This window comes from Pseudoalteromonas sp. SG41-2 (genome assembly GCF_014164535.1).
GTDB lineage: Bacteria > Pseudomonadota > Gammaproteobacteria > Enterobacterales > Alteromonadaceae > Pseudoalteromonas > Pseudoalteromonas rhizosphaerae.
Genome location: NZ_JACJFK010000003.1, coordinates 158,565 through 181,677, shown reverse-complemented (window position 1 = coordinate 181,677; position 23,113 = coordinate 158,565). Strand labels below are relative to the sequence as shown.

General features: G+C 39.8%; 17 protein-coding genes. 7 read left to right on the top strand and 10 right to left on the bottom strand.

Annotated features, from left to right (window positions below):
- Positions 1-76 precede the first annotated feature (76 nt).
- The 4 genes from H5186_RS03610 (at position 77) to H5186_RS03595 (ending at position 5,890) form a co-directional block, all read left to right on the top strand.
- Positions 77-997, top strand: a complete 921-nt coding sequence (locus H5186_RS03610; RefSeq protein WP_145235311.1) for a GGDEF domain-containing protein — start codon at positions 77-79, stop codon at positions 995-997.
- On the top strand, positions 994-2,019 hold the full coding sequence (locus H5186_RS23300) for an AraC family transcriptional regulator (RefSeq protein WP_182717184.1): 1,026 nt from the start codon (positions 994-996) through the stop codon (positions 2,017-2,019). Before H5186_RS03610 ends, H5186_RS23300 begins: the two co-directional genes overlap by 4 nt.
- Positions 2,020-2,087: 68 nt before the next feature.
- Positions 2,088-2,657: a sigma-70 family RNA polymerase sigma factor gene (locus tag H5186_RS03600; RefSeq protein ID WP_145235307.1), complete on the top strand. Its 570-nt coding sequence runs from the start codon at positions 2,088-2,090 to the stop codon at positions 2,655-2,657.
- A gap of 8 nt (positions 2,658-2,665) precedes the next feature.
- The gene (locus H5186_RS03595) at positions 2,666-5,890 is read left to right on the top strand and encodes a serine/threonine-protein kinase (protein WP_182761382.1); all 3,225 of its coding nucleotides are present in this window, start codon (positions 2,666-2,668) and stop codon (positions 5,888-5,890) included.
- A 47-nt stretch (positions 5,891-5,937) separates the two neighbouring features.
- Here the strand turns inward: H5186_RS03595 and H5186_RS22970 are convergent, their stop codons facing one another.
- The 3 genes from H5186_RS22970 to H5186_RS03580 all read right to left on the bottom strand — a co-directional run bounded on the left by H5186_RS22970 (position 5,938) and on the right by H5186_RS03580 (position 10,813).
- A complete protein-coding gene (locus H5186_RS22970; RefSeq protein ID WP_259400276.1) occupies positions 5,938-7,290 on the bottom strand; it encodes a PQQ-binding-like beta-propeller repeat protein in 1,353 nt (450 codons plus the stop codon).
- A 148-nt stretch (positions 7,291-7,438) separates the two neighbouring features.
- Complete coding sequence (locus H5186_RS03585) at positions 7,439-7,708, bottom strand: hypothetical protein (protein WP_145235301.1); 270 nt, start codon at positions 7,706-7,708, stop codon at positions 7,439-7,441.
- Positions 7,709-7,915: 207 nt separating this feature from the next.
- Positions 7,916-10,813: a PKD domain-containing protein gene (locus H5186_RS03580; protein ID WP_182761383.1), complete on the bottom strand. Its 2,898-nt coding sequence runs from the start codon at positions 10,811-10,813 to the stop codon at positions 7,916-7,918.
- Positions 10,814-11,042: 229 nt separating this feature from the next.
- Between H5186_RS03580 and purU the strand changes: the two genes are divergently transcribed.
- Entirely contained in the window at positions 11,043-11,873 is an 831-nt protein-coding gene (gene purU / locus H5186_RS03575; RefSeq protein WP_182783733.1) for a formyltetrahydrofolate deformylase, read from the top strand.
- 76 nt (positions 11,874-11,949) lie between these two features.
- Here purU and H5186_RS03570 read toward each other — a convergent pair whose 3' ends face one another.
- Positions 11,950-12,603 (bottom strand): response regulator transcription factor, encoded by a 654-nt coding sequence (locus tag H5186_RS03570; RefSeq protein WP_145235295.1) that lies wholly within the window; start codon positions 12,601-12,603, stop codon positions 11,950-11,952.
- A 97-nt stretch (positions 12,604-12,700) separates the two neighbouring features.
- The gene (acs, locus tag H5186_RS03565) at positions 12,701-14,641 is read right to left on the bottom strand and encodes an acetate--CoA ligase (protein WP_182783735.1); all 1,941 of its coding nucleotides are present in this window, start codon (positions 14,639-14,641) and stop codon (positions 12,701-12,703) included.
- A 307-nt stretch (positions 14,642-14,948) separates the two neighbouring features.
- Here acs and H5186_RS03560 point away from each other — a divergent pair, with 307 nt between their 5' ends.
- Complete coding sequence (locus tag H5186_RS03560; RefSeq protein WP_145235291.1) at positions 14,949-16,112, top strand: DcaP family trimeric outer membrane transporter; 1,164 nt, start codon at positions 14,949-14,951, stop codon at positions 16,110-16,112.
- Between the two features lie 198 nt (positions 16,113-16,310).
- On the opposite strand, the gene recA is transcribed toward H5186_RS03560, so the two are convergent.
- On the bottom strand, positions 16,311-17,357 hold the full coding sequence (gene recA / locus H5186_RS03555) for a recombinase RecA (protein WP_145235287.1): 1,047 nt from the start codon (positions 17,355-17,357) through the stop codon (positions 16,311-16,313).
- A gap of 68 nt (positions 17,358-17,425) precedes the next feature.
- Positions 17,426-17,914, bottom strand: coding sequence for a CinA family protein (locus H5186_RS03550; protein WP_145235284.1), 489 nt, complete (start codon positions 17,912-17,914; stop codon positions 17,426-17,428).
- Between the two features lie 21 nt (positions 17,915-17,935).
- Between H5186_RS03550 and mutS the strand changes: the two genes are divergently transcribed.
- Positions 17,936-20,506, top strand: coding sequence for a DNA mismatch repair protein MutS (mutS, locus tag H5186_RS03545; RefSeq protein ID WP_182794134.1), 2,571 nt, complete (start codon positions 17,936-17,938; stop codon positions 20,504-20,506).
- A 100-nt stretch (positions 20,507-20,606) separates the two neighbouring features.
- On the opposite strand, the gene rpoS is transcribed toward mutS, so the two are convergent.
- The 3 genes from rpoS to H5186_RS03530 are packed head-to-tail and all read right to left on the bottom strand — an operon-like array spanning position 20,607 to position 23,106.
- Entirely contained in the window at positions 20,607-21,602 is a 996-nt protein-coding gene (gene rpoS / locus H5186_RS03540; RefSeq protein WP_145235280.1) for an RNA polymerase sigma factor RpoS, read from the bottom strand.
- A 60-nt stretch (positions 21,603-21,662) separates the two neighbouring features.
- Complete coding sequence (locus tag H5186_RS03535) at positions 21,663-22,487, bottom strand: peptidoglycan DD-metalloendopeptidase family protein (protein WP_182761385.1); 825 nt, start codon at positions 22,485-22,487, stop codon at positions 21,663-21,665.
- A 40-nt stretch (positions 22,488-22,527) separates the two neighbouring features.
- A complete protein-coding gene (locus tag H5186_RS03530; protein ID WP_182761386.1) occupies positions 22,528-23,106 on the bottom strand; it encodes a YqaA family protein in 579 nt (192 codons plus the stop codon).
- Positions 23,107-23,113: the final 7 nt, after the last annotated feature.

The following is a 23,113-nucleotide window of genomic DNA, read 5'->3' as shown; positions in this document are numbered from 1 at the left end:
TGTGAGCTAATCTGACCCTAGTGGTGTTTAAGCTGTTTGCTTATTCTGCCTATCAAATATACCTATTGAGCTGACAATGAATTTATCGTTTTTAAAATTACATCGCTCATTACTGCTTATCTTAGTGGTGATGTTAACCAGCGTATTAACCCTGACACTTAGCTACGGTCACTATAAAGGCCATAGCCAGATCGATTGGTTTGATGTAGGTGGCGAAGGCGGTATTACTGCCATGACCCTGCTGTGGATCTTTTTTATTCTATTAAGTAGGCCAAAGGGACGAGTAACTAACTTATTATTCTCAGGCCTTGCGATTATGAACTTATCGATGACCCTCGATTTTATTGATGAATTTGTATATTACAGCGATGAACAAGCATGGCTCAGTACCATTGAATCTATTCCCGCACCATTTGGGATGATTTTAATGACCATGGCTTTGTATCATTGGCACCAAGAGCAAATGACCATTAATCAACAATTACGTAATCGCGAGCGCTTTTATCGAGAGCATCAACTCAGTGATGCTATCAGCGGCCTAGCTAGCGCCGATTATATGAAAAGCCAGATCAACCGCGAGCTAAATTTGCTCCATCATAGCCTGCATGGATTTTCATTACTGATGTTAGATATTGCTCAATTTGATCGGTTTAATCGTCAATTCGGTGATGCAGAAGGCGATAAGCTGTTACAAGAGTTTGCTCAAGTGATCACCTTGAATGTACGCGAACAAGATTTAGTCTGCCGTTACGCCAGTGATTGCTTTATTGTCATGTTACCCAATACCGAACTCGCTGTTGCAGAGCGGCTAAGCGTATCGTTAGTCAGTGCTTTAGAAGCGTTTTCGTTTAATAGCAGCGACAAAGCTGTGAGCTACAAACAAAAAGTACACACCAGTTTAGTAGCTGCAACGCACCGTGATTCGACCTCTGGTTTACTCAGTCAATTGCATCAAAAATTACTAACGAACAAAAACTTACATGGACATACTGCGTGAGTGCAAACCTTAGCAACAGCAGTTATATCGACTCTCCTTATCAAGGTTTACAGTCATGGGCGGCGCAATTAGTGGATTTAGCCAAGCACCGAGGGGTACACCCTGATAAGTTACTCAAAGGGACTCGATTATTTTATCAAGATTTTGCAGCTGGAACGGCTTCGATCAGTGTTGAGCAATTTTATCGATTACAAGAAAACTGTCGTCAATTTGATAATCAACACCAACTCAGTTTTTTACTAGGGCGAAAACTACTTAATCACAATCCGTTATATAGCGCATTTTCTCAAGCAGAAAGTTTACGCACACTGCAAAAACTACTCACACGCACTCCTTTACATGGCTTTAACTTATTTAATGCCGAACATAAATACCATCAAGGCCGACATTACTTCATTATCAACCTCAGCTTCGGGGCAATAAATGCAGCCGTAGAACAATTTTGCTGCGAATTATTTGCCAGTTTTATCGCTGCAACATGTAAATGGCGAATAGGTAATAACAGTGATTTATGTTTTTCGTTTCCCTATGCGCAGCCCTCACACATAGAGCAATATCAAACTAACCTACAAGCCAACTGCAAGTTTTCACAACAATTATTTATGGTCAGTATTAGTGATGAACTTTATAACAAACACTTAATAGATAGCTGTCCGAGCCTGCTGCAGCAATCATTAGCAACCATAAAGCAGCACCCTTTACCTGCGGCATCTTGGCTGCAATTAGTGCGCAATCATATTGGCGCTCAACCACAACAAAACCTCGAAACAGTTGCCCAGCATTTCGCTATGAGCCCCGCCACTTTTAAGCGAAAACTAAAACAACATCATACTCGTTTTAGCGCCTTGCAAGATTGTATCAATCGCCAAACCGCGGTGTTTAATATCGCCACTTTAGCGCAAAGTAACGAAACCCTAGCAGGCGAACTTAACTTTAGCGACTTAACTAACTTTCGCCGCGCATTTAAACGCTGGACTGGGACGACTCCCTCACAGCTGAGAGAATTGATTAACGAACATTAAGTTAACACTTGTAATTAAAGTCCCGCAAATGTACCTTATTAATTGAAATATCGAAATAAGGAAGATCGATGCAGGCATCATTAGAAGATCTAATCAATGGCTGGCAAAATGGTTGCCCGCAAAGTGCTGATGAACTTAAAGCTCGGCTTTACTACCACCTGAAACAAGTTTGTCATGTACATTTAGAAGGTTACCGTAATGAAATCGATTCAACCTATGTATTGCAGCACTTACCGCATACTGGATCGCTACTACATCAGTCACTTATTGAATTAATCCCGCCACAACAAAGCATTAATCACCAAACACAATTTAATACTTATTTAAGTGTATTTATCCGTAATATTTTACGCGATGAAATTCGCAAGTTTCAAACTCTCAAACGCACTCCTAACGCAGAAAAAATCCAGCAACAAAACGATCAACTAAAACACCAAGAGGATTTTTTAGCATTAGATAGCGCCCTAAATCATCTAGAAAAAAATCATCCGCAAAAAGCTCAAATATTCTCTCAACATTACTTTTTGGGCCTAGATACTAAAGTGCTAGCTAAACAATTCAAGGTCTCACTTGCTACTATTTATCGCGAATTAGATGCTGCTAAAGCGTTTATAAAAGTGCGTATTCAAACAAATTAAGATAATTAATGAATCAATTTAAAGACGCGCTTTCGTGTTTTGAACACTTACTTACACACCATGCCAACAACTTAACCTCAGGATTGCTGCAATTACAACTATCTGATGAACAATTCATCATTGAAGTGAAGCAATTAATAAATGCACATACAAGTAATGATCAAAGCTCATTGTTTAATGACTTATTACATGGCCAATTAAATTTACTTACTAATGATCATCAGCTTTTACAACTGCAAGGCGGCGAAATAAGTCACTTTAGGTTAGAGCAATTAATTGGCTATGGGGGAATGGGTGCAGTTTACTTGGCGACTAGAAATGATGGCCAGTTAAATCAAAAGGTAGCGATTAAGTTATTTTATCCATCCATTGTACAATTACATGGACAAAAACATGTTTTACAAGAAGCGCAATATCTTGCCAAATTATCACATCCCAATATAGCTAGCGTATTAGATGTCGGTAAATGCAGTATTGGCACTTACATCATCATTCAATATATAGCCGGTGATACATTAATTAACTACGCAAAAAACCTTTCGCAAAAAGCAAGGTTAGAGGTATTTCAAAAAGTATGTGATGCCGTTGAGTATGCTCACCAAAATAGGGTGATCCATGCAGATTTAAAGCCTTCAAATATCCTAGTAGATAACAATGGTGAACCTAAACTTGTTGATTTTGGGGTTGCGCGTTCCAGTTCCATGAATCATGAAATACCATTACATAACGCATATATAAAAGCGCTTAGTCACGAGTTTGCAAGCCCAGAGCAACTGGCTGGTGAAAGCTTAACAACCCAAGCTGATATCTATAGCCTCGGGCGTATTTTAGAAAAACTACTTATACAACCTATTAGTACAGAGCTTCAAGAAATCATCAATAAATCACTGGCGCCACTACCACAGCAACGCTTTGCATCAGCAGATACATTAAAACAAAATATCGCCGCTTATCTGGCGCATCGTCCATTACTTTGGTTTAAACACTCAAAAACATATATATTAGGTAAGTTTATAAGACGCTCCCCTCTTACTGCTGCTCTAATAACCTCAACTATCGCTTTTTTGGGTGTCGCCTGTATTAGCTTATTTCTTTATCAAGATGAACAAAAGCAAGCCGCAAAGCAACAGTATGAACTGCTCAACTTTTATCAAAACTTACTAATTAGCAGCACACCGCTAGCGCCGCAAGGTGCAAAACTGTCGGTATCGGCCTTGTTACTTGCTGGTGTTGAACAAGTAATGCAGAGTCAATTAAGCCCAAAAAACCAACAAAGCGTACTCTTAACCGTTGCCCAAAGCTTATACTTGCATGGAAATTTTACAGCAGCTTTAGATATATTGGCGTTGTGCGATAGTTCGATTGACATGCAAATATTAAAAATTAAAAGTTTAATTAAATTAAATCAACAACAAAAAGCACGAATTCTTTGGCAAAAACTATCGCAGCAAAACCCTCAAAACAGCAACATTAAATTGCTTGGTTGGCTTACTAAAGATAGCTATTTAGCTGGTGACATAAAGCAGATCAAAATAGCTTTTCAAAATAGCGATGCATCAGAACTAAAACTGGAATTATTAATACATATTTTTACTCATCGTGATAATCACCCTATACTCAGCCGTCAATTAATTCTCGAGAATGAAAATACGACAGCAACGTCTGCCTCGCAAAAAGCATGGCAATCGTTAATGAAAAGCAGCCTACTGATAGAAGATAATCAAATAGACCAAGCAATTAAGTTACTAGACTCAACATTAAAAAATGCTGCGAATAACTACCACCCACTACATTGTGAGCTCGCAAAATTAAACCATTTTGCGGCAAATTTATATGCTCAAGCAGGTGCACAACTTGCGCAAGAACAAGCCCTGAATAAAGCCATGTTTATCTATCAACAGCTACTCCCAAACTTTGAACATGAACTTAGTACTGTACTATATGAGCAATATCAATATTACCTAAAAGAACGTGATTATTTGCAAGCAAATAACTTTTTAAATAAACAGCTACTACATTGTTCGACAAGTGATCAAAAATGCATGAAGGGGCGTTATGAAAGTACCATGCTAGGTTTAAGTTTGCGTAAGTACTCACAAACCTTAAAGAATGCAGAGCTATGGCTTGCCAATGGTACACAACAATCAAGCCAATATTACGATATCACCTTAGCAAAATACACGGCGCAATATGAACAAAATACACTGAATAAAACAGCATTATTTGATATTGACGTAACACAACTAAGCAAGCAACAGCAAGTTCAATGGTTAGAGCTTGTGATAAAAACAAATATGTTTAATACTTTAACTTCACAGCAAATGCAGCAGCTCATTGTTTATGCTAAATCAAACTCTCCCTTGGCATTTGAATTAATAGCGACTATTAATAAGCTAAACAATAATCCACACACACAGTGGTTAGCACAACTCGAAAAGCAAAACCATATATCACACTCCACAAAGAACCAATTTAGCCCTGCCAGAGATATCAACGCGATAAGTGAAACAAAGCGAGTTAGCTCGATCACGGCCCCTAAACATGCAAGCCAACTAAAAATAGGCTCTGAATTTACGATTGAATGGGATAGCAAACGATTAATTGGCAATACGATAAGTGTATTAGTCAATCATACCGTCAACTATAAAGTTAACAGCTTTGATGATTTTAATAATTTGAAGAAAATTGATTGGCACCCAGCGGCAACTAATTTAAAAAACACGGGAACAGCCCAAATTGACCCTTATCATTTTATGGCCAATGGCACAAATCGCTTTAAACTTATGCTCATCAGCGATTTAGGCTATTGGAGCCTATCTGATGGTTTCTTTAGTATTGCTTCAGGTAAAACTGTTGATAACGGTTTAGAGCACTTTTTACTAAAAGACAAATTGGTTACAACTATTATCACACCTAAAGCCCTTGATATTTACCCTGTAGGTCAGCAAAAAACGATAACCTGGAACGCCAATAAACTCTACGGACAAACCGTTGCTATGTATGTTCTGCATGATGACTCTCGCGGAATTGGCGATAAGCAACAAGTGGATTTAAATATCGTGAATAATAGGCGCTGGTACCAGTTCGCTGAAGAACTGCCAAATACAGGAGAGTTTAACTTAGACCCTGCACTCTTTAATGGCCGAGGTAACAATTATAAAATTTTAATCGTCTCTGATCTGGGTTACTGGAGTGTTTCTGATAAACGGTTCTCAGTGGTAAACCCGTTGTAATTTTAGTTAAAGCAATCGCACACTAGTGCGACTGCTTTACTTTAACTTTACTTAACCACGCCACTATTTTGATTATCCCGGTGAATTTTAGACCAAGTATTAGGCATTAAACCTGTGCTGTCGGTTTGAATAGCCACAAGCTTACCTGTTGCACTTGCGGCCGATACATTACTTTCAGATAAAGTACCTATGTATAAAACCCCATGACTATCGATAGCTGGAGAAGACCAAGTTACATTTGCTTTTAAATCATATTGCCATGCAAGCGTGCCATCTGGTTTATATGTATAAAGTAAATTACTTTCTGAAGAAAAGTACACATTACCATTATCGCCAATGGTAGGAGACACATAAACATCACCGGTAATTGCCACTTGCCATTTTATACTTTTATCATTGATATCGAGTGCGTAAAACTCACTATCATCATTATTTTTTGTACCAAAATAAATCGTACTACGCGACTCATCTATCGCTACCGATGAGCGAATGTATGGCGCCTCGAACACCTGCGGGTTTGTTAACTCAAACTGCCAACGAAGATCCAAATTATCATCAAAGCTGTATAAAACTCCGGCTTCAGACCCAAAGTAAATATTATTGTTAGAATCAATAGCTGGAGTAGAGTAAACCAAGTCACCTTCAAAGGTGTCTATATCTTTGAATTCGCCAACTAACTCATAACTATTTAAATCAAGCTTAAGTACACGCCCTTCATCATAAAATACCAATTCTCCATTGTGATTTACCGCTCCATTTACAAATCGGTCTTGTCGCTCTGCACAGTTACATAAACGCTCAAACAAGCTCTCACCCGTTTGCGCATTAAAAGCGCGGATATCTAAACCGGTATATATAACTTGGCCTTCAAAAGCCGCAACCTTGGTTAAACCAGAACCTGTTTGAAAGCCATAATCAGATACGCGTTGACGCCACATTTGCTCGCCGCTACTATTTAGAGCTACTAAATCGCGATATGCTTTTTCAAACTCACCTACTCGCTTATCAACAGTGAAATAAATATTTTCATTATGTACAACAGGGCTTGAACGCACTTCTTCACCATTAGGCAAAGTGTAACGCCACTTTTCACTGCCATTGCGGTTATAAGCTACCATCAAATCACTGCCTGCGGGGTCATTGCGTACATTCTTAGCTGTGCCTATATAAATTGTTTGCTCATCAGCACTAAGTGCCGGTGACGAGTAATAAGCAAAGCTTGTTGTTGGTAATAATTTTTCCCACACTAAGCGCGACGCTTCTACTTTATCTGGCTGTTTATCTGCATCAGATTTTGTAGTTTGTGAGTCATCGCTACCACCTCCACAAGCAGATAGAAGAAGACTGAACGTGAATAAAATTGATGTTTTAACTTTAGGTGATTCAAACTGTAACTTCATGTAATTCCTTAGATAGTTATTATTTATAGCTAAATAAATTTTACGAAGAAATCACAACAATGACAGACACGAATAGAAGTTAAATTTTTCTCATAAATTTAAAATATTTTTATCTGTCTTAATGGCGTTACTAAATCGTTGAGACGAATTACTTATTCTTAGCGTCTGGTATTGCCTCTACAGGCACGCAACTATTAGGGTCTAGCTCAAAGCCCTCGTGCAATGCATTTTGCATTTTAGCTAAAAACGCTTTACTTAAAGGCTCACGTGCCGTGATTGAATGATATTCAACCTCTCCTTTATGTGTACATTTATAAGGATATACATACTGATTTTCATCAATCTCTGCAGATGGGTCACTCATCGCGCACCCTGGTAAAACACCAACCATCAAACAACAAAAAATTAAACGAGCCACAATCACCTCCATACAACACCATAACAGCGGGTTTACCCCCGTTCTTTTAAGGGTTTACCCCGCGTCGGCCTTATAACCTAACATTTACACATTTTACGTGATATAAAATCTCTGCGACGGTAATTTTGCAGGCCACTAAAACGAATAAAAGCGCGATAAAAATTATCGCGCTTTATTTTTGTTAAAACTAAAAGATTGTAAGTGGAGTTAACGCTGTGCGCTTTCTCTTAATGCATTTGTGTTGTTAACAAAATCTTTTGCTTTTTGCTGATCAAATAAGAAATAGTTAAAATCTTTACTGCTATTTCCTACATCATTAGTAATAATAATATTAAACTCATCAGTCACTAACGATAAGTACATTGTATTTTGATCATCCGGGAAGCTAATCATGCCTGTGTCATCAACACTGTAATCAAGCTCTGTATTAATGGTTGTGAAACTTTCATCACTATAAATTGTGATTTTATCTTCATCAAACTTCAAATAACTAACCACCCACTGATCATCTCGATCTCGGTCGACCATATATATATCGCGCCCGATTAAATGTTCGACGTTACTTACTGGTTTATTGTCGGCAACAATACTCATGTATTCTTTGGCATCGTTTTCGCTAGTAAAATGCGGCCAAATATGCTCTTCAAAAGTAGCAATTACCACATTACTCGAGCCAATTAATAAACTATAATTAGCCCCATACATTAATGATGAACCATCGCGTAATATTAATTGATTATCAGAAAATATCTGGTAAGTCCCTGTTGATAGGTTGTTATCTTGATAATATTGAAATGAGTTATTGTCATCAAATTGAAAATAACCAAGCTCGCCTTCCACTTTATAATCATGATCTGTAAAATACAAACGCTTACCCAAGTAGTTATTAGGGCTAATTAGGCCAGTCAAAGAAACAGGGGGCTGATAGCCTATCTGTTGTAAAATTTCATCAGGTAGTGGAGACGAAATAGGCCGCTCAGTTGCTCGATTAAACTTGCGATTATCGAACGTTTTCTCTCTTGGTTCCTCACCTTGGCTATAGGTAAATTGATGCATGTTATTTACATAAATAGTATCTTCGATCTGTTCAATTAGCTTCCATTGCCGAGTATTCCACAACCAGCAATTAGGATCTTGCTCAACGTAGTAACAATCATCTCGTCCATTTAGGTTTCGCGTTATTGTAAGAATGTCATCATCAAGATGCCAGTTACCAGCATAAATTCGACTTTCAGCAACTGATAATTGCCCATCCTCATTGCTGTCGTACACACTCATCGAAATAGCTTTGCCATCAGGCCAAAGCTCAAACCAAAACTCATCTAAACTCTTACCATCAAAGTTGTAGCTATATATTCCAGGGATTGTTGCAATATTGAATGTCTCTGATTCGTCGATAATGCTGCCAGTACCTACACTCGCATTTTTAATTCCGTCAAATTCACTAAATGCAGCAAACGTTGCAATATCACCATCACTTGTTAATTGCCTAAATAGTATTGTTTCATTATCGTAATCACTCAGTGTGATATGTAATGACTGTTTGTTATTATCTTCTATCATTCGCCAAGTAATAGGCGTATTTCCAAGCTCTGAAACAGCACCTGTTCCATCGTCATTTAACATTAACGTAATCGCACCAAGAGATACTTGATCAACGAAAATATGCGGTGCAGGCAATGCAATAGGGTTTTGAGTTTGCGCGAAGGTAAAATCAACTTGCTCATTTTGAGTGAATACTTTAAGGATAGACTCGTTAGTGAGTTGATAATTTTCTAACTCACCATCTGGGTACTCTACATTTTTATACTCAGTTTCTTTGACTAAAAAACCATTTTCAGTTGCCGCAATTAACTTTAGCTCTGCTTTATAAGTAGTAACCTCTTGGCGAACCCGCTTTGTTTCACCATCAATTTCAATATCAGCAGTAGTCTGATAAGCATAAAAACCTTCAGGATTATTTAAGGTATACACATCGTTTTGATATATCCAGTCGAAGCGACCATCATAATTTTGAAGAAGGTAACGACCAGTGCCGTCGTTATCTAATTCAATAACTTGATTAATAGATAAATTGCCACGATTATAGTAAAAAGTTTTAATGTTATTAGTCTTTGTAGACTGAACAACCTTCTCATCAGCTAGCATTTCTTCTTGGGCCTGGCTAAACTCGGGCGTTTGCTCCACTTTTTTAATATACTGAGTCATTTTTTCATTATCTAAAGCCAGCTCTAAAACATTATTTACTCCCTCGGGTAAAGCAAATAATTCATTGCTCGTTGATTTGTCCAAAATAACTTTTATAGTCGTAGCAACCTTAACGAGCTCATCAGCACTAATCTCATTCGACAAGCGTTTCAAGTCTTGCTCGCTTTTAATGTCTACGAATAAATTTTCTCGCGCCAAAAGCGCCGACTTTGCTGTGGTTAGATTAGTAATATTTACCGAAAAGTCTTCGTCATTAGTAAGTACAGCGTCATCGCCCGCTTTCGTTTTTAAGCTTGCAAAGCTCATTAGTCGTGACTGCAACAAAGCGGCTTGTTGTTGCTCTTTACCCTGTGCTTCAATTGTCACCAATTGACTCATATCAGCATCATCGTCAAGTGCTAACTCTAAGCTATAATAACCATCGCTATTTGTCGTTGTCGTGAACTCTTGCGATCCTATTTTGGCTTTTATAGCCGCGTCAATTAAGGGGGAATCTGTTGCTATGCCTTCCAGTGATAATTTAACCAGCTGCTGTTGAATATCAACTACAACATTTTTTTCACTCGTTAAACCTTCACTGTCTGTAACAGTTAAATTTAAAGATATTTTTTTATCTTCGCTAACACTTGGCGCAATAAAGCTAACAGTCCCTGTATTGGTGTTCTCTAATGCAACTGACAACCCTGCATTTTGGCTCCAAAGATAAGTAACGGGGCCTTCATCTTGCACTGTGGCACTGATTGAAATAGCTTGTTTTTCAACTACTGCTGTATCGCTTACGCTAATAACTGGTGCGGTATTTATAGGCTCATCAGGGTGATCAACAAAATCAGATTCACAGCCAGACAATAAAGCCAGCGAAATAGATGCCGCAAGCATTGATTTAATTAGATTCATAAAATTATCCCTTTCGTTGTTATATTTTGTCTACCTGACGATAATAAGATAATGAACAATAAATAACCCATAACGAAATCTGTATAATAATTTCTCACAAAATTAAAATATTTTTTTATTTTCCACTTATAGCAATTTAGGTAATACTGAATTTCTCAATAAAGCCCTTGCTATTGTGACAAATTAACAAATAATGGAGCCACTGTTCACGGGATTAGAATGAGGAAAAATGAACACGATACTAACCACGCAATGTGCCGATGATGTCGGCTTAATAGCGAAAATCACCGGGCTTTGTCATCAGCATAATTTAAATATTACCCGCAATAATGAATTTGTAGATAAAGATGCTCAGCGCTTTTTTATGCGCACTGAACTAACGGGCCAACCACATCCAGATTTTTTAAATCAATTACAAGCTTTGTTACCCGATGGCGCGCAATTAGCACTGCACACTGACGAGAAAACTAAAGTGGTGTTACTAGCGACTAAAGAAGCCCACTGCTTAGGGGGCGTATTGCTAAAGCAATTTGAGCAAGCACTGAATATTGAAGTATTGGCTGTGATTGCTAATTACCCTGACTTAGCGCCATTGGCGAAGGGCTTTGATGTGCCGTTTCATGTGGTCAGCCATGAAGGGCTATCACGCGCTGAACACGACCTGCAAGTGGGTGACTTAATTGCCAGCTACAATCCCGATATCATTGGCCTTGCCAAATATATGCGGATTTTAAGTCCTGAATTTGTAGGCCGTTTTGACGGTAAAATTATCAATATTCATCATTCATTTTTACCTGCTTTTATCGGTGCAAAACCGTATCATCAGGCATTTGAACGGGGTGTGAAGATCATTGGTGCAACAGCGCATTTTGTTAATAATGAGCTCGATGAAGGGCCGATTATTATGCAAGACGTCACCCATGTAAACCACGCAAACACTGCCGAAATGATGGCTAAAATGGGCAAAGATGTAGAGAAAACAGTGTTTTGTAAGGCACTGCAATTAGCATCAGAACATAAGCTATTTATTAATGGTAATAGAACCGTCGTATTTAGCTAGGCTCTAGAAATAGAGTAGAATGAAGAGGCGCAACGCCTCTTTATTTTTTTTATTATTGACTACTTTTATACTGTACTTAATGTGTTTGCTCGATAGGTTCGAGTTGTAATTTTGCAGCTATCAACACCGCTTGCGTGCGGTTATACACTCCAAGCTTACGGAATATCGCGGTGATGTGCGCTTTGATCGTTGCTTCTGAAATATGTAGTTCATAAGCGATCTGTTTATTCAACAAACCTTCGTGTAAGTACTGCAGCACTTTATATTGCTGTGGGGTAAGGGAGGCTACTTGAGCGGCGATTTCTTTATCTTCATTGGTAACGCTCGCTACTTTGTCTTTAAGCTCAGGTGGTAGCCATACATCGCCATCGAGTATTTGATTAATTGCTCCGGCAATATCATCTGATGATGATGACTTAGGAATGAATCCCATCGCCCCGTAGCTCATAACTTTTGAAACAATATTGATATCTTCACTGCCAGAGACAACAGCAATTGGCAAGCTTGGATAATCTTCACGAATGCGAATTAGGCCATATAAATCGCCACTGCCGGGCATATGTAGGTCTAGTAGTAAGATATCTAAATCTTCTTGTTCACTAAGCACTTGCAATGTAGTTTCAAAATTTTCAGATTCAAAAACCTCTAAACCATCAAACTTTGCCGTTAATGCCCCTTTTAGTGCTTCGCGAAATAACGGGTGGTCATCCGCTATTAAAAACTGACTCATGGTTCACTCCTAATGAATTCGGCTGCCATCTATCAAATAGCTGACAGCCGATATACTACGTTTAGAATCAACTTCTAATCAAGTTTTTAACGCATATTTAACGATTTAATCGGTTCTCGATTAATTCATCAACCACACCAGGGTCTGCAAGTGTTGAGGTATCACCTAATTGCTCGTGCTCATTTGCAGCGATCTTACGTAAAATACGGCGCATGATCTTACCAGAGCGCGTTTTCGGTAAGCCTGGTGACCATTGGATCATATCTGGCGATGCAATTGGGCTAAGCTCTTTACGAACCCAGTTACGAACTTCTTTGGTTAATTCGTCACTGACCGTTATACCTTCGTTTGGCGTTAGGTAAACATAAATACCTTGGCCTTTAATATCGTGCGGGTAACCTACTACAGCAGCTTCGGCAACCGCAGGGTGAGCAACCAGTGCACTTTCAATCTCGGCAGTACCTAAGCGATGTCCTGATACGTTTAATACATCATCAACACGGCCGGTGATCCAGTAGTAACCATCTTCATCACGGCGACAACCGTCTCCAGTAAAGTACACACCCGGATAAGCTGAGAAGTAAGTTTGTTCAAAACGTTCATGATCGCCGTAAACTGTACGAGCTTGTGATGGCCAGCTATCAAGAATAACTAAGTTACCATCAACTGCGCCTTCCAGAGCATTACCTTCAGCATCAAATAATGCTGGCGCAATACCAAAGAATGGACGGGTTGCAGAACCAGGTTTCATATCAATTGCACCTGGTAAAGGTGTGATCATGATGCCACCAGTTTCAGTTTGCCACCAAGTATCAACAATTGGGCAGTTACTTTTACCCATGTTTTCGTAATACCAAGTCCATGCTTCTGGGTTGATTGGCTCACCCACCGAGCCCAAAATACGTAGGCTATCGCGGTTTGAAGTCGCTGTTGGTTCATCGCCTTTGGCCATCAGTGCACGAATTGCCGTTGGCGCTGTGTATAAAATTGTAACATTATGCTTATCGACTACTTCACCCATACGTCCTGCGGTTGGGTAAGTGGGTACACCTTCAAATAAGACTTGCGTACAACCATTAACTAATGGGCCGTAAGCAATGTAACTGTGACCTGTGATCCAGCCCACATCGGCGCTACACCAAAAGATATCATCTTCTTTTAGATCAAATACATATTCGTGAGTCATCGATGCATATACTAAATAACCACCAGTCGTATGAACCACCCCTTTAGGCTGACCTGTTGAACCTGAAGTGTAAAGAATAAAGAGTGGATCTTCTGCATTCATCGGTTCTGGTGCACAGTCTGGGGCTTGATCAGCAACTAAATCATGCCACCATACATCATGTTCATGCCATTGTACCTCGCCACCCGTTAACTGATGTACAACAACGTGTTCGATGGTAGTGACCGACTGTTGTGCAACGGCTTCATCAACATTTGCTTTCAGTGGCACTGTATTGCCTGCACGACGCCCTTCATCAGAAGTAATAACAATTTTAGCACCAGAATCTTTAATACGATCAGCAATTGCTGATGGTGAGAAACCACCAAAGACTACCGAGTGAATTGCACCTAAACGCGCACATGCTTGCATTGCATAAACAGCTTGCGGTGACATAGGCATGTAAATAGCAATACGATCGCCTTTTTTAACACCGAGTTTTTTCAAACCATTGGCAAATTTTGCCACTTCGTCATGCAGCTGTTGATAAGAAATATGTTCACTTTGCGAAGGATCGTCGCCTTCCCAGATCAATGCCGTTTTATCTGCTTTAGTTGCCAGATGGCGGTCAATACAGTTATACGAAGCATTAAGCTCACCATCTTCATACCATTTAATACTGATATGGCCTTTATCAAACGAGGTGTTTTTTACTTTAGTAAAAGGTGTTGACCAATCGAGACGTTTACCGTGCTCTGCCCAAAAACCTTCTGGATCATCAATAGATTGCTTGTAAAGTGTATTATATTTATCGTTATCAACTAAGGCTGCATTCTTGATATGTGCAGGAACTGGATAGATACTTTGTGACATAGTCGTCTCCATTTTAATTACTTGCCTAAGGCCTATCTTAAGGATCACCCAGCATAGCGGGCGAAAGTATTAGACCTTAGTTGTATTATCTTTGATTTATTTCACTGTACGCTCAAATTGTTTTAAAATTTCATCATTTTACGCTATCAATACAAAATGTTAATGATATGTTTATACTGAGATGGCAAGCTTGCCACCTTAGTCTAATAGACCAATAGGTAATTGAGTAAAAAGCATACTTAATCAAAAGTGGTATCACAACACAAGTATAATAATGCAACAAGCAGCCCCGAATAGGACTTTGACTATGACAACAAAATCAACAGTATTAAAAACACTTACTGCCACAGCCGTATTGTGCGCGCTTTCAGCTACAGCACAAGCCGCAACCATCGGTGGCACTGATGTGACTTATGGCGGTTATATAAAACTCGATGCAATGTGGAGTGATTATTCAGCTGGCGCGCCTGCGGGTACAAATGTAGGGCGTGACTTTTATGTACCAAGTACATTAACAGTCGGTGCCGACAACAACTCTGATGCTGTATTTGATATGCACGCACGTCAGTCTCGTTTTAATTTTGGCACATCAACACTCCTAGACAACGGCAAAACCATAAGTAGTAAAATCGAAATAGACTTTTTAGCATCTGCTGCTGGCGGTAATGAGCGCGTATCTAACTCATACGCGCCACGTATTCGCCACGCATTTATTTCTTACGACGGCTGGTTATTTGGTCAAACATGGTCAAACTTCCAAAATGTTGGTGCACTGCCTGAAACTCTTGATTTTGTAGGTCCAGCTGAAGGCACGGTATTTGTTCGCCAAGCACAAGTTAAATACACAACTGGCGCATGGTCTTTCTCGTTAGAAAACCCTGAAAGTACAATTACAACTTCAAATGGTATGGCTGTAACCGATGATGCATCATTACCGGATTTCACAGCACGTTACACACATACTGCTGATTGGGGTAACTTAGTGGTTGCAGCGCTTGCTCGTCAACTTACTTATAAAGTGGGCGGCCTTGACGCTGATGAAACATCAATTGGTATTAGTGCATCAGGTATGTTTAAAGTTGGCCAAGACAACGTTAAATTTATGCTTACCCAAGGTAAAGGCTTAGGTCGTTACGTTGGCTTAAATGTTGCGCATGGTGCAGTGCTTAATGGTGATGAGCTAGATGCAATTGACTCTACATCAGGGTTTATCGCTTACCAGCACAATTGGAATAACCAATGGCGCTCAACATTCCTTTACTCGTTCTTCTCAGCAGACAATAACACTGATTTGCTTACGATTACCGGTGACCCAACTGAATCTAGCCAAAGCTATAGCGCTAATATTTTATACTCACCAGTTAAACGTTTAACGTTTGGTGCTGAGTTAAAGCATGCAGAACGTGAAACAGAAAGTGGCGTTGATGGTGATTTAGATCGCCTGCAGTTCTCAGTTAAATACGCGTTCTAAGCTAAAACTAAAATTATATTACTTCCTTAAGCGGCTTTGGCCGCTTTTTTATGCCTGTGATATACCTTATCAAAGTTAAATTATCTACACCCAATTGGCTTAAGGTATTGGCTGTTACAAATACAAAAAAGCCGCTAAATATTATTTAGCGGCTTTTTTAATGTTAAGTGCGGGTCAAATCGCGCTTATTAAATACTTTTAAAGCTCAGCATCATCTGCTAACACTGTATCTTCAACATCGTCAGGCTTAATTGTTGCTTTTAATAGCAACATATCACGTAACTTACCTTCAATCTCATTAGAGATCTCAGGGTTCTCTTTCAAGAACTTAATTGAGTTTGATTTACCTTGACCAACTTTACTACCATTGTAGCTATACCAAGCACCTGCTTTTTCAACTAGCTTATGCTTAACACCTAAGTCAATTAGCTCGCCATGCTTAGAGATGCCTTCACCATACATGATGATAAATTCAGCTTGCTTAAACGGAGGAGCAACTTTGTTTTTCACCACTTTAACGCGGGTTTCGTTACCCACCACTTCGTCGCCCTCTTTAACAGAACCGATACGACGAATATCTAAACGTACTGACGCGTAGAATTTAAGTGCGTTACCACCAGTAGTGGTTTCTGGGTTACCAAACATAACACCAATTTTCATACGGATTTGGTTAATGAAAATACATAAAGTGTTTGAACGTTTGATATTACCAGTTAGCTTACGTAATGCTTGTGACATTAAACGTGCTTGTAGGCCCATGTGTGAATCACCCATGTCGCCTTCAATTTCAGCTTTCGGTGTTAATGCCGCAACCGAATCGACAACAACCACATCAACAGCGCTTGAGCGTACTAACATGTCACAAATTTCAAGTGCTTGTTCACCTGTATCAGGTTGTGAAACTAATAACTCATCAATATTTACACCCAATTTTTGGGCATAAATTGGATCAAGTGCATGCTCAGCATCAACGAAAGCACAGGTTTTACCTTCTTTTTGTGCTTCAGCAATAACTTGTAATGTTAGCGTTGTTTTACCTGATGATTCAGGGCCATATATCTCAACAATACGCCCCATAGGTAAACCACCTATGCCTAATGCGATATCAATGCCCAGAGAGCCTGTTGATATAGCATCAATATCTAACGCTTTATTGTCACCCAATTTCATTATTGAGCCTTTACCAAATTGACGTTCAATTTGAGATAAAGCAGCGTCCAACGCTTTTTGTTTGTTATCGTTCATTTTACTCTCCAAATCCGGCTAATGCAGACAAGTATACTGTATGAAATCACAGTATCAAGCTAATTTTATTAATTTATCTTTTCTATAATGGTTTTTAATGAGTAAACAATAGCTTGCAACCTAACTTGCGCTCTATCGCCTGCGAATATCTGTTGGCTCGGATACTGTTTCTCGCCAATTTGAATACAAAACCATACTAAACCTACTGGTTTTTCTGTACTGCCACCACCTGGACCTGCAATCCCCGATACTGCAACCGAAATATCTGCCCCTGCGGCCTTACACGCACCCGCGGCCATTTGCAAAACAGTTTGCTCACTCACTGCGCCGTATAAAGTTAAGGTTTGCTCTGTAACCCCTAGTAAATCCTGCTTAGCTTGATTACTGTATGTTACAAATGCACGGTCAATATAAGCTGAGCTGCCAGGGGTATCTGTTAACGCATAACTCACTCCACCACCAGTACATGATTCAGCACTAGTGATCCATAAGCGTTTATCCGTTAAAATAGCGCCTAACTGCGCAGCAAGTGTTTTAATCTCTTGATGTAATTCCATATTCAGCCTTTGGGTAAATACATGTCGTTCGATCTTTATGCACCGCACAATATAAGTCAACAAACTCCGATGATGCAGCAGTATCTAAAAATAAAATCTGAGCATCGTGATATTTTACTGTTTTATCGCATGGGCGATTTTTACGAGCTATTTTTTGATGATGCAAAACGTGCAGCACAACTGCTTGATATTTCACAAACTCACCGTGGTAAAGCCGGCGGTGATCCTATTCCTATGGCAGGCGTCCCTTATCATGCGGTAGAGAACTATTTAGCTCGTTTGGTACAAATGGGTGAATCCGTCGCTATTTGTGAACAGGTGGGCGACCCTGCAACCAGCAAAGGGCCTGTTGAGCGCAAAGTTGTACGCATTGTTACCCCTGGCACCATTTCTGATGAAGCACTATTACAAGAGCGCCAAGATAATTTACTGACCAGTGTTTGGCAAAGTAAAAAAGGCGTGTATGGCATTGCTTACTTAGATATTAACTCAGGCCGTTTTAATATTGTTGAAGTAAATACTGAAGAAGCATTTAGTTCAACTTTACAACGCTTAGCACCAGCAGAGTTACTCTATAGCGAAGACTTTGCCAACTTTCATTTGATTGAGCATATCAAAGGTATTCGCCGTCGTCCTGAATGGGAGTTTGACTTAGACACTGCACAACATTTGTTATGCGAGCAGTTTGGCACCAAAGATTTAGTCGGTTTTGGGGTTGATAAAGCAACTGCTGCATTAGTTGCCGCCGGTTGCCTTATGCAATATGTGAAAGACACGCAACGTATTGCTCTACCCCATATTCGCGCCATCACATTAGAACATAACGAACATGCAGTAATCTTAGATGCTGCCACCCGTAAAAATTTAGAGTTGACCGTTAACCTCTCTGGTGGCTTTGAAAACACCTTAGCACAAGTACTTGATAAAACAGCAACAGCGATGGGCTCACGGCTATTAAAGCGTCGTATTCATACACCAATACGTTCTAAACCTGAGCTTAACGCTCGCCTTAATGCGATTAGTGCCATTATCGATGTACAGCTGTGTGGTGAGCTACATGAGTCGTTAAAACAAATAGGTGATATTGAGCGGGTTATTGCTCGTTTAGCATTGTGGACCGCTCGTCCGCGCGATTTAACCCGTCTGCGTAGCGCACTACAAGCCCTAGCTCCACTGCACCAGCTATTAACCGATGCCAGCGATCCTCGCATTAGTCAGATCATCGCGCAATCTCCTGAATTACCTGATTTACAGCAATTACTTGAGCAAGCAGTGATTGAAAACCCACCGGTACTTATTCGTGATGGTGGCGTAATTGCACCGGGTTACAACAGTGAACTCGATGAATGGCGTTCACTCAGCCAAGGCGCTACCGACATTCTTGAACAACTCGAACAGCGCGAGCGTGAACGCACCGGTATTAGCACCCTTAAAATCGGTTATAACCGTGTGCATGGCTTTTTTATTGAAGTAAGTCGTGCCAACGCACATTTAGTGCCCGCTGATTATATTCGTCGCCAAACGCTTAAAAATAACGAACGTTATATAATTCCAGAGCTTAAAGAACATGAAGATAAAGTGTTAGGTAGCCAATCAAAAGCTCTGGCGCTTGAAAAGCAACTTTACGAACAACTGTTTGAATTTATTGCCCCGCACATTGAACAGCTACAAATAATGGCGGCAGCACTGGCAGATTTAGATGTGCTAAATAACCTTGCCGAGCGTGCAATTGCATTGAACTATGCAAAACCGCTACTGTGCGATAACGATGACATTAGTATTAAGCAAGGTCGCCACCCAGTTGTTGAACAAGTAATGAAAGATCCTTTCATTGCCAATCCTGTAGAGCTTAATGCTCAGCGTAAAATGCTGATCATTACGGGGCCAAATATGGGCGGTAAATCAACCTATATGCGCCAAACTGCACTGATTGTGTTAATGGCACACATTGGTAGCTTTGTACCAGCAGACAGCGCTAAGATTGGTAATATCGACCGTATATTTACACGTATTGGCGCCAGTGATGACTTAGCATCAGGTCGCTCAACCTTCATGGTCGAAATGACCGAAACAGCCACCATTTTAAACAATGCAACCGCGCAGTCACTGGTGTTAATGGATGAAATTGGCCGAGGGACGAGTACCTACGATGGTCTATCATTAGCTTATGCAACAGCGGATCATTTAGCATCAAAAATATCCGCTAAAACTTTATTCGCAACCCATTATTTTGAACTTACCGAACTGGCCGAGCAACAAGCGGGACTGGTGAATGTTCACTTAGATGCGATAGAGCACAACGACACAATTGCCTTTATGCATACCGTACTTGATGGTGCCGCAAGTAAAAGTTTTGGCTTGCAAGTAGCGGCCTTAGCTGGGGTGCCAAAAGCAGTTATAAAGCAGGCAAAACAAAAGCTTAAAATGCTGGAGAATCATCAGCCAGTCACTGCTGATATCAATGCAGTACAGCCATCATTGTTTGCAGCTGAACCATCACAGGTAGAAGCACAACTCGCTGAGGTTGACCTAGATAACTTAAGCCCACGCCAAGCTCAAGATTTACTATATAAGCTAAAATCGCTGCTGTAGCATGCTTTAAGCACAAAAAAAGCTGAAGAGTTAGCTCCTCAGCTTTTAATAATTATTTTCTGTGTGTGTTTGTGTTGCTGCGTCTATTGCTGTATCAATATTATGAAAACTGATCAAACAAGCTATCAGTACTTAATCCTTCATGCTGCAAAATATCTTTTAAGCGGCGCAGTGCTTCTACTTGAATTTGTCTTACTCGTTCACGCGTTAAACCGATTTCACGACCCACATCTTCAAGCGTTGATGGCTCATAACCTAACAAACCAAAACGACGTGCAAGCACTTCACGTTGCTTAGGATTAAGCTCACCTAACCAGTCTACAATGTGCTTATTGATATCATTATTTTGTACTTCGCCTTCCGGGCCAAAGCCTTTTTCATCGGCAATAATATCTAACAATGCTTTATCGTTTTCACCACCAATAGGTGTATCTACAGAGGTGATTTTCTCGTTTAAACGCAGCATTTTAGTTACGTCTTCAACTGGTCGGTCTAAACACGCTGCAATTTCTTCGGCAGTGGGCTCATGGTCCAGCTTTTGCGTTAGTTCACGTGCGGTGCGTAAATAAACGTTAAGTTCTTTCACTACATGGATTGGTAAGCGAATTGTGCGGGTTTGATTCATGATGGCGCGTTCAATTGTTTGACGGATCCACCAAGTCGCATAGGTCGAAAATCTAAAACCACGTTCAGGATCAAATTTTTCAACGGCGCGGATCAAACCAAGATTACCTTCTTCAATTAAATCAAGTAACGCAAGGCCACGATTATTATAACGGCGGGCGATTTTAACAACTAAACGTAAATTACTTTCAATCATTCGTTTACGAGAAGCGCTACAGCCTTTTAATGCTTTGCGAGCAAAAAAGACTTCTTCTTCAGCACTTAATAATGGCGAAAAACCAATTTCACCTAAATACAGCTGAGTCGCATCTAAATTCTTAGTGATTTCCTCTTTGGCAAATATTTCATCTTCTTTATCATCATCTTTATCGACGTCATCTAATAATTCAGAGTCTGTATCAGCGACAGCTATATCATCAAATTTATCATCAATCGCATCTTTCGTTTTTTCTATTTTTGCTGTGTTACCCATGAGCGTACCCTCAAGCAAACAAGTGATCTTATATCACTATGATCAATACCCGACCGATAGCTAAGGCAAATACTTCTCAGGATTAACAGCTTGTCCTCGGTAACGGATTTCAAAACGCAATGCCGTCACTTCAGAGTCTGAACTGCCAATCTCGGCTATTTTTTGCCCAGCTTTCACATCCTGTTTTTCTTTAACTAGCAACTTAGAGTTATGTGCATAGGCACTAAGATAATCATCATTATGTTTCAAAATAATTAAATTACCGTATCCTCTAAGTGCATTACCCGCATAAACTACAGTCCCTTGTGCTGCGGCAAAAACAGCGACACCTTTTTTATTAGTAATTTGTAACCCTTTATAACCGCTTTCCTTGGTTGAAAAACGCTGAGTTACTGTTCCTTTAGCTGGCCACGACCACTTAACTTGGGTCGAGGACAAACTGTTATTTTTACTAATTTTCCTATTGGCTTGTTTTTGAACATACTCTCGTTGTTTTGGCTGATCAAGCTCTTTCTTTAATTTTTTGTTATTTTTTTGTATGTCACTTGTAGACTTCTTACTCGGTTTCGTATATTTTTTATGCTTTTTTATTTTTTCAGGTACATTTTTAAAAGAAATTGTTTGCCCCGGTTGGATTATGTAAGGGGCTGGTATGCCATTATTTTTTGCCAACGTGCGGAAATCTTGCTGGGCGCTAAAGGCTATCGAGTATAACGTATCACCTTTTTTAACCGTGTAGCGGTCACCATTAATATTTACTTTACTAGTATAAGGTTTAACACTGGTATTTAAACTACTGACCGGAGCGGGGGCATGTCGAGATGAGCAGGCACTGAGCAAAACACTTGTAAATAAAGTAACATAGAAGACGTACTGTTTATTCATGGTGTTTTGCTCCTTGTGCTAAAAGTAGTTATTTAGATGCTTAACGTAATAAAAAGTATGCAACCACCACTAAAATCACTACCCCCCAGCCAAGTACCTCAATATATTGACGTAATTTTTGCTCCATTTTTACTCCGCCCCACTTCATTAGCGCTGAAACTAAAAAGAATCGCGCACCACGCCCGACAGCAGAAGCTAATAAAAAAGGTAAAAACGCCATGTGCAAAAGCCCAGCACCAATAGTAAATACTTTATAGGGTATTGGCGAAAAACCGGCTAAAAACACCACCCATACGCCATAATCTTTAAACCAGCTTAAAGCGGTATTAAACTTTTCTTGCCAACCCATTTGCGCTATTAATGGCTCTACTACAGGTTCAAACAACCAAAATCCGAGCAAATAACCTAAAATACCGCCAAGCACCGAAGCAACTGTAGCAAAAGTAGCATAGCGCCATGCTTTGCTCGGTTGTGCAAGCGACATCGGCGCGAGCATTACATCGGGTGGAATAGGAAAAATAACCGATTCAGCAAAACTCATCCCAGCTAAATAACGCTCTGCGTGGCGATGTTTTGCCCACACTAATGCCATATCGTATAACTTAGTAAACAATTTCAAAGTGACT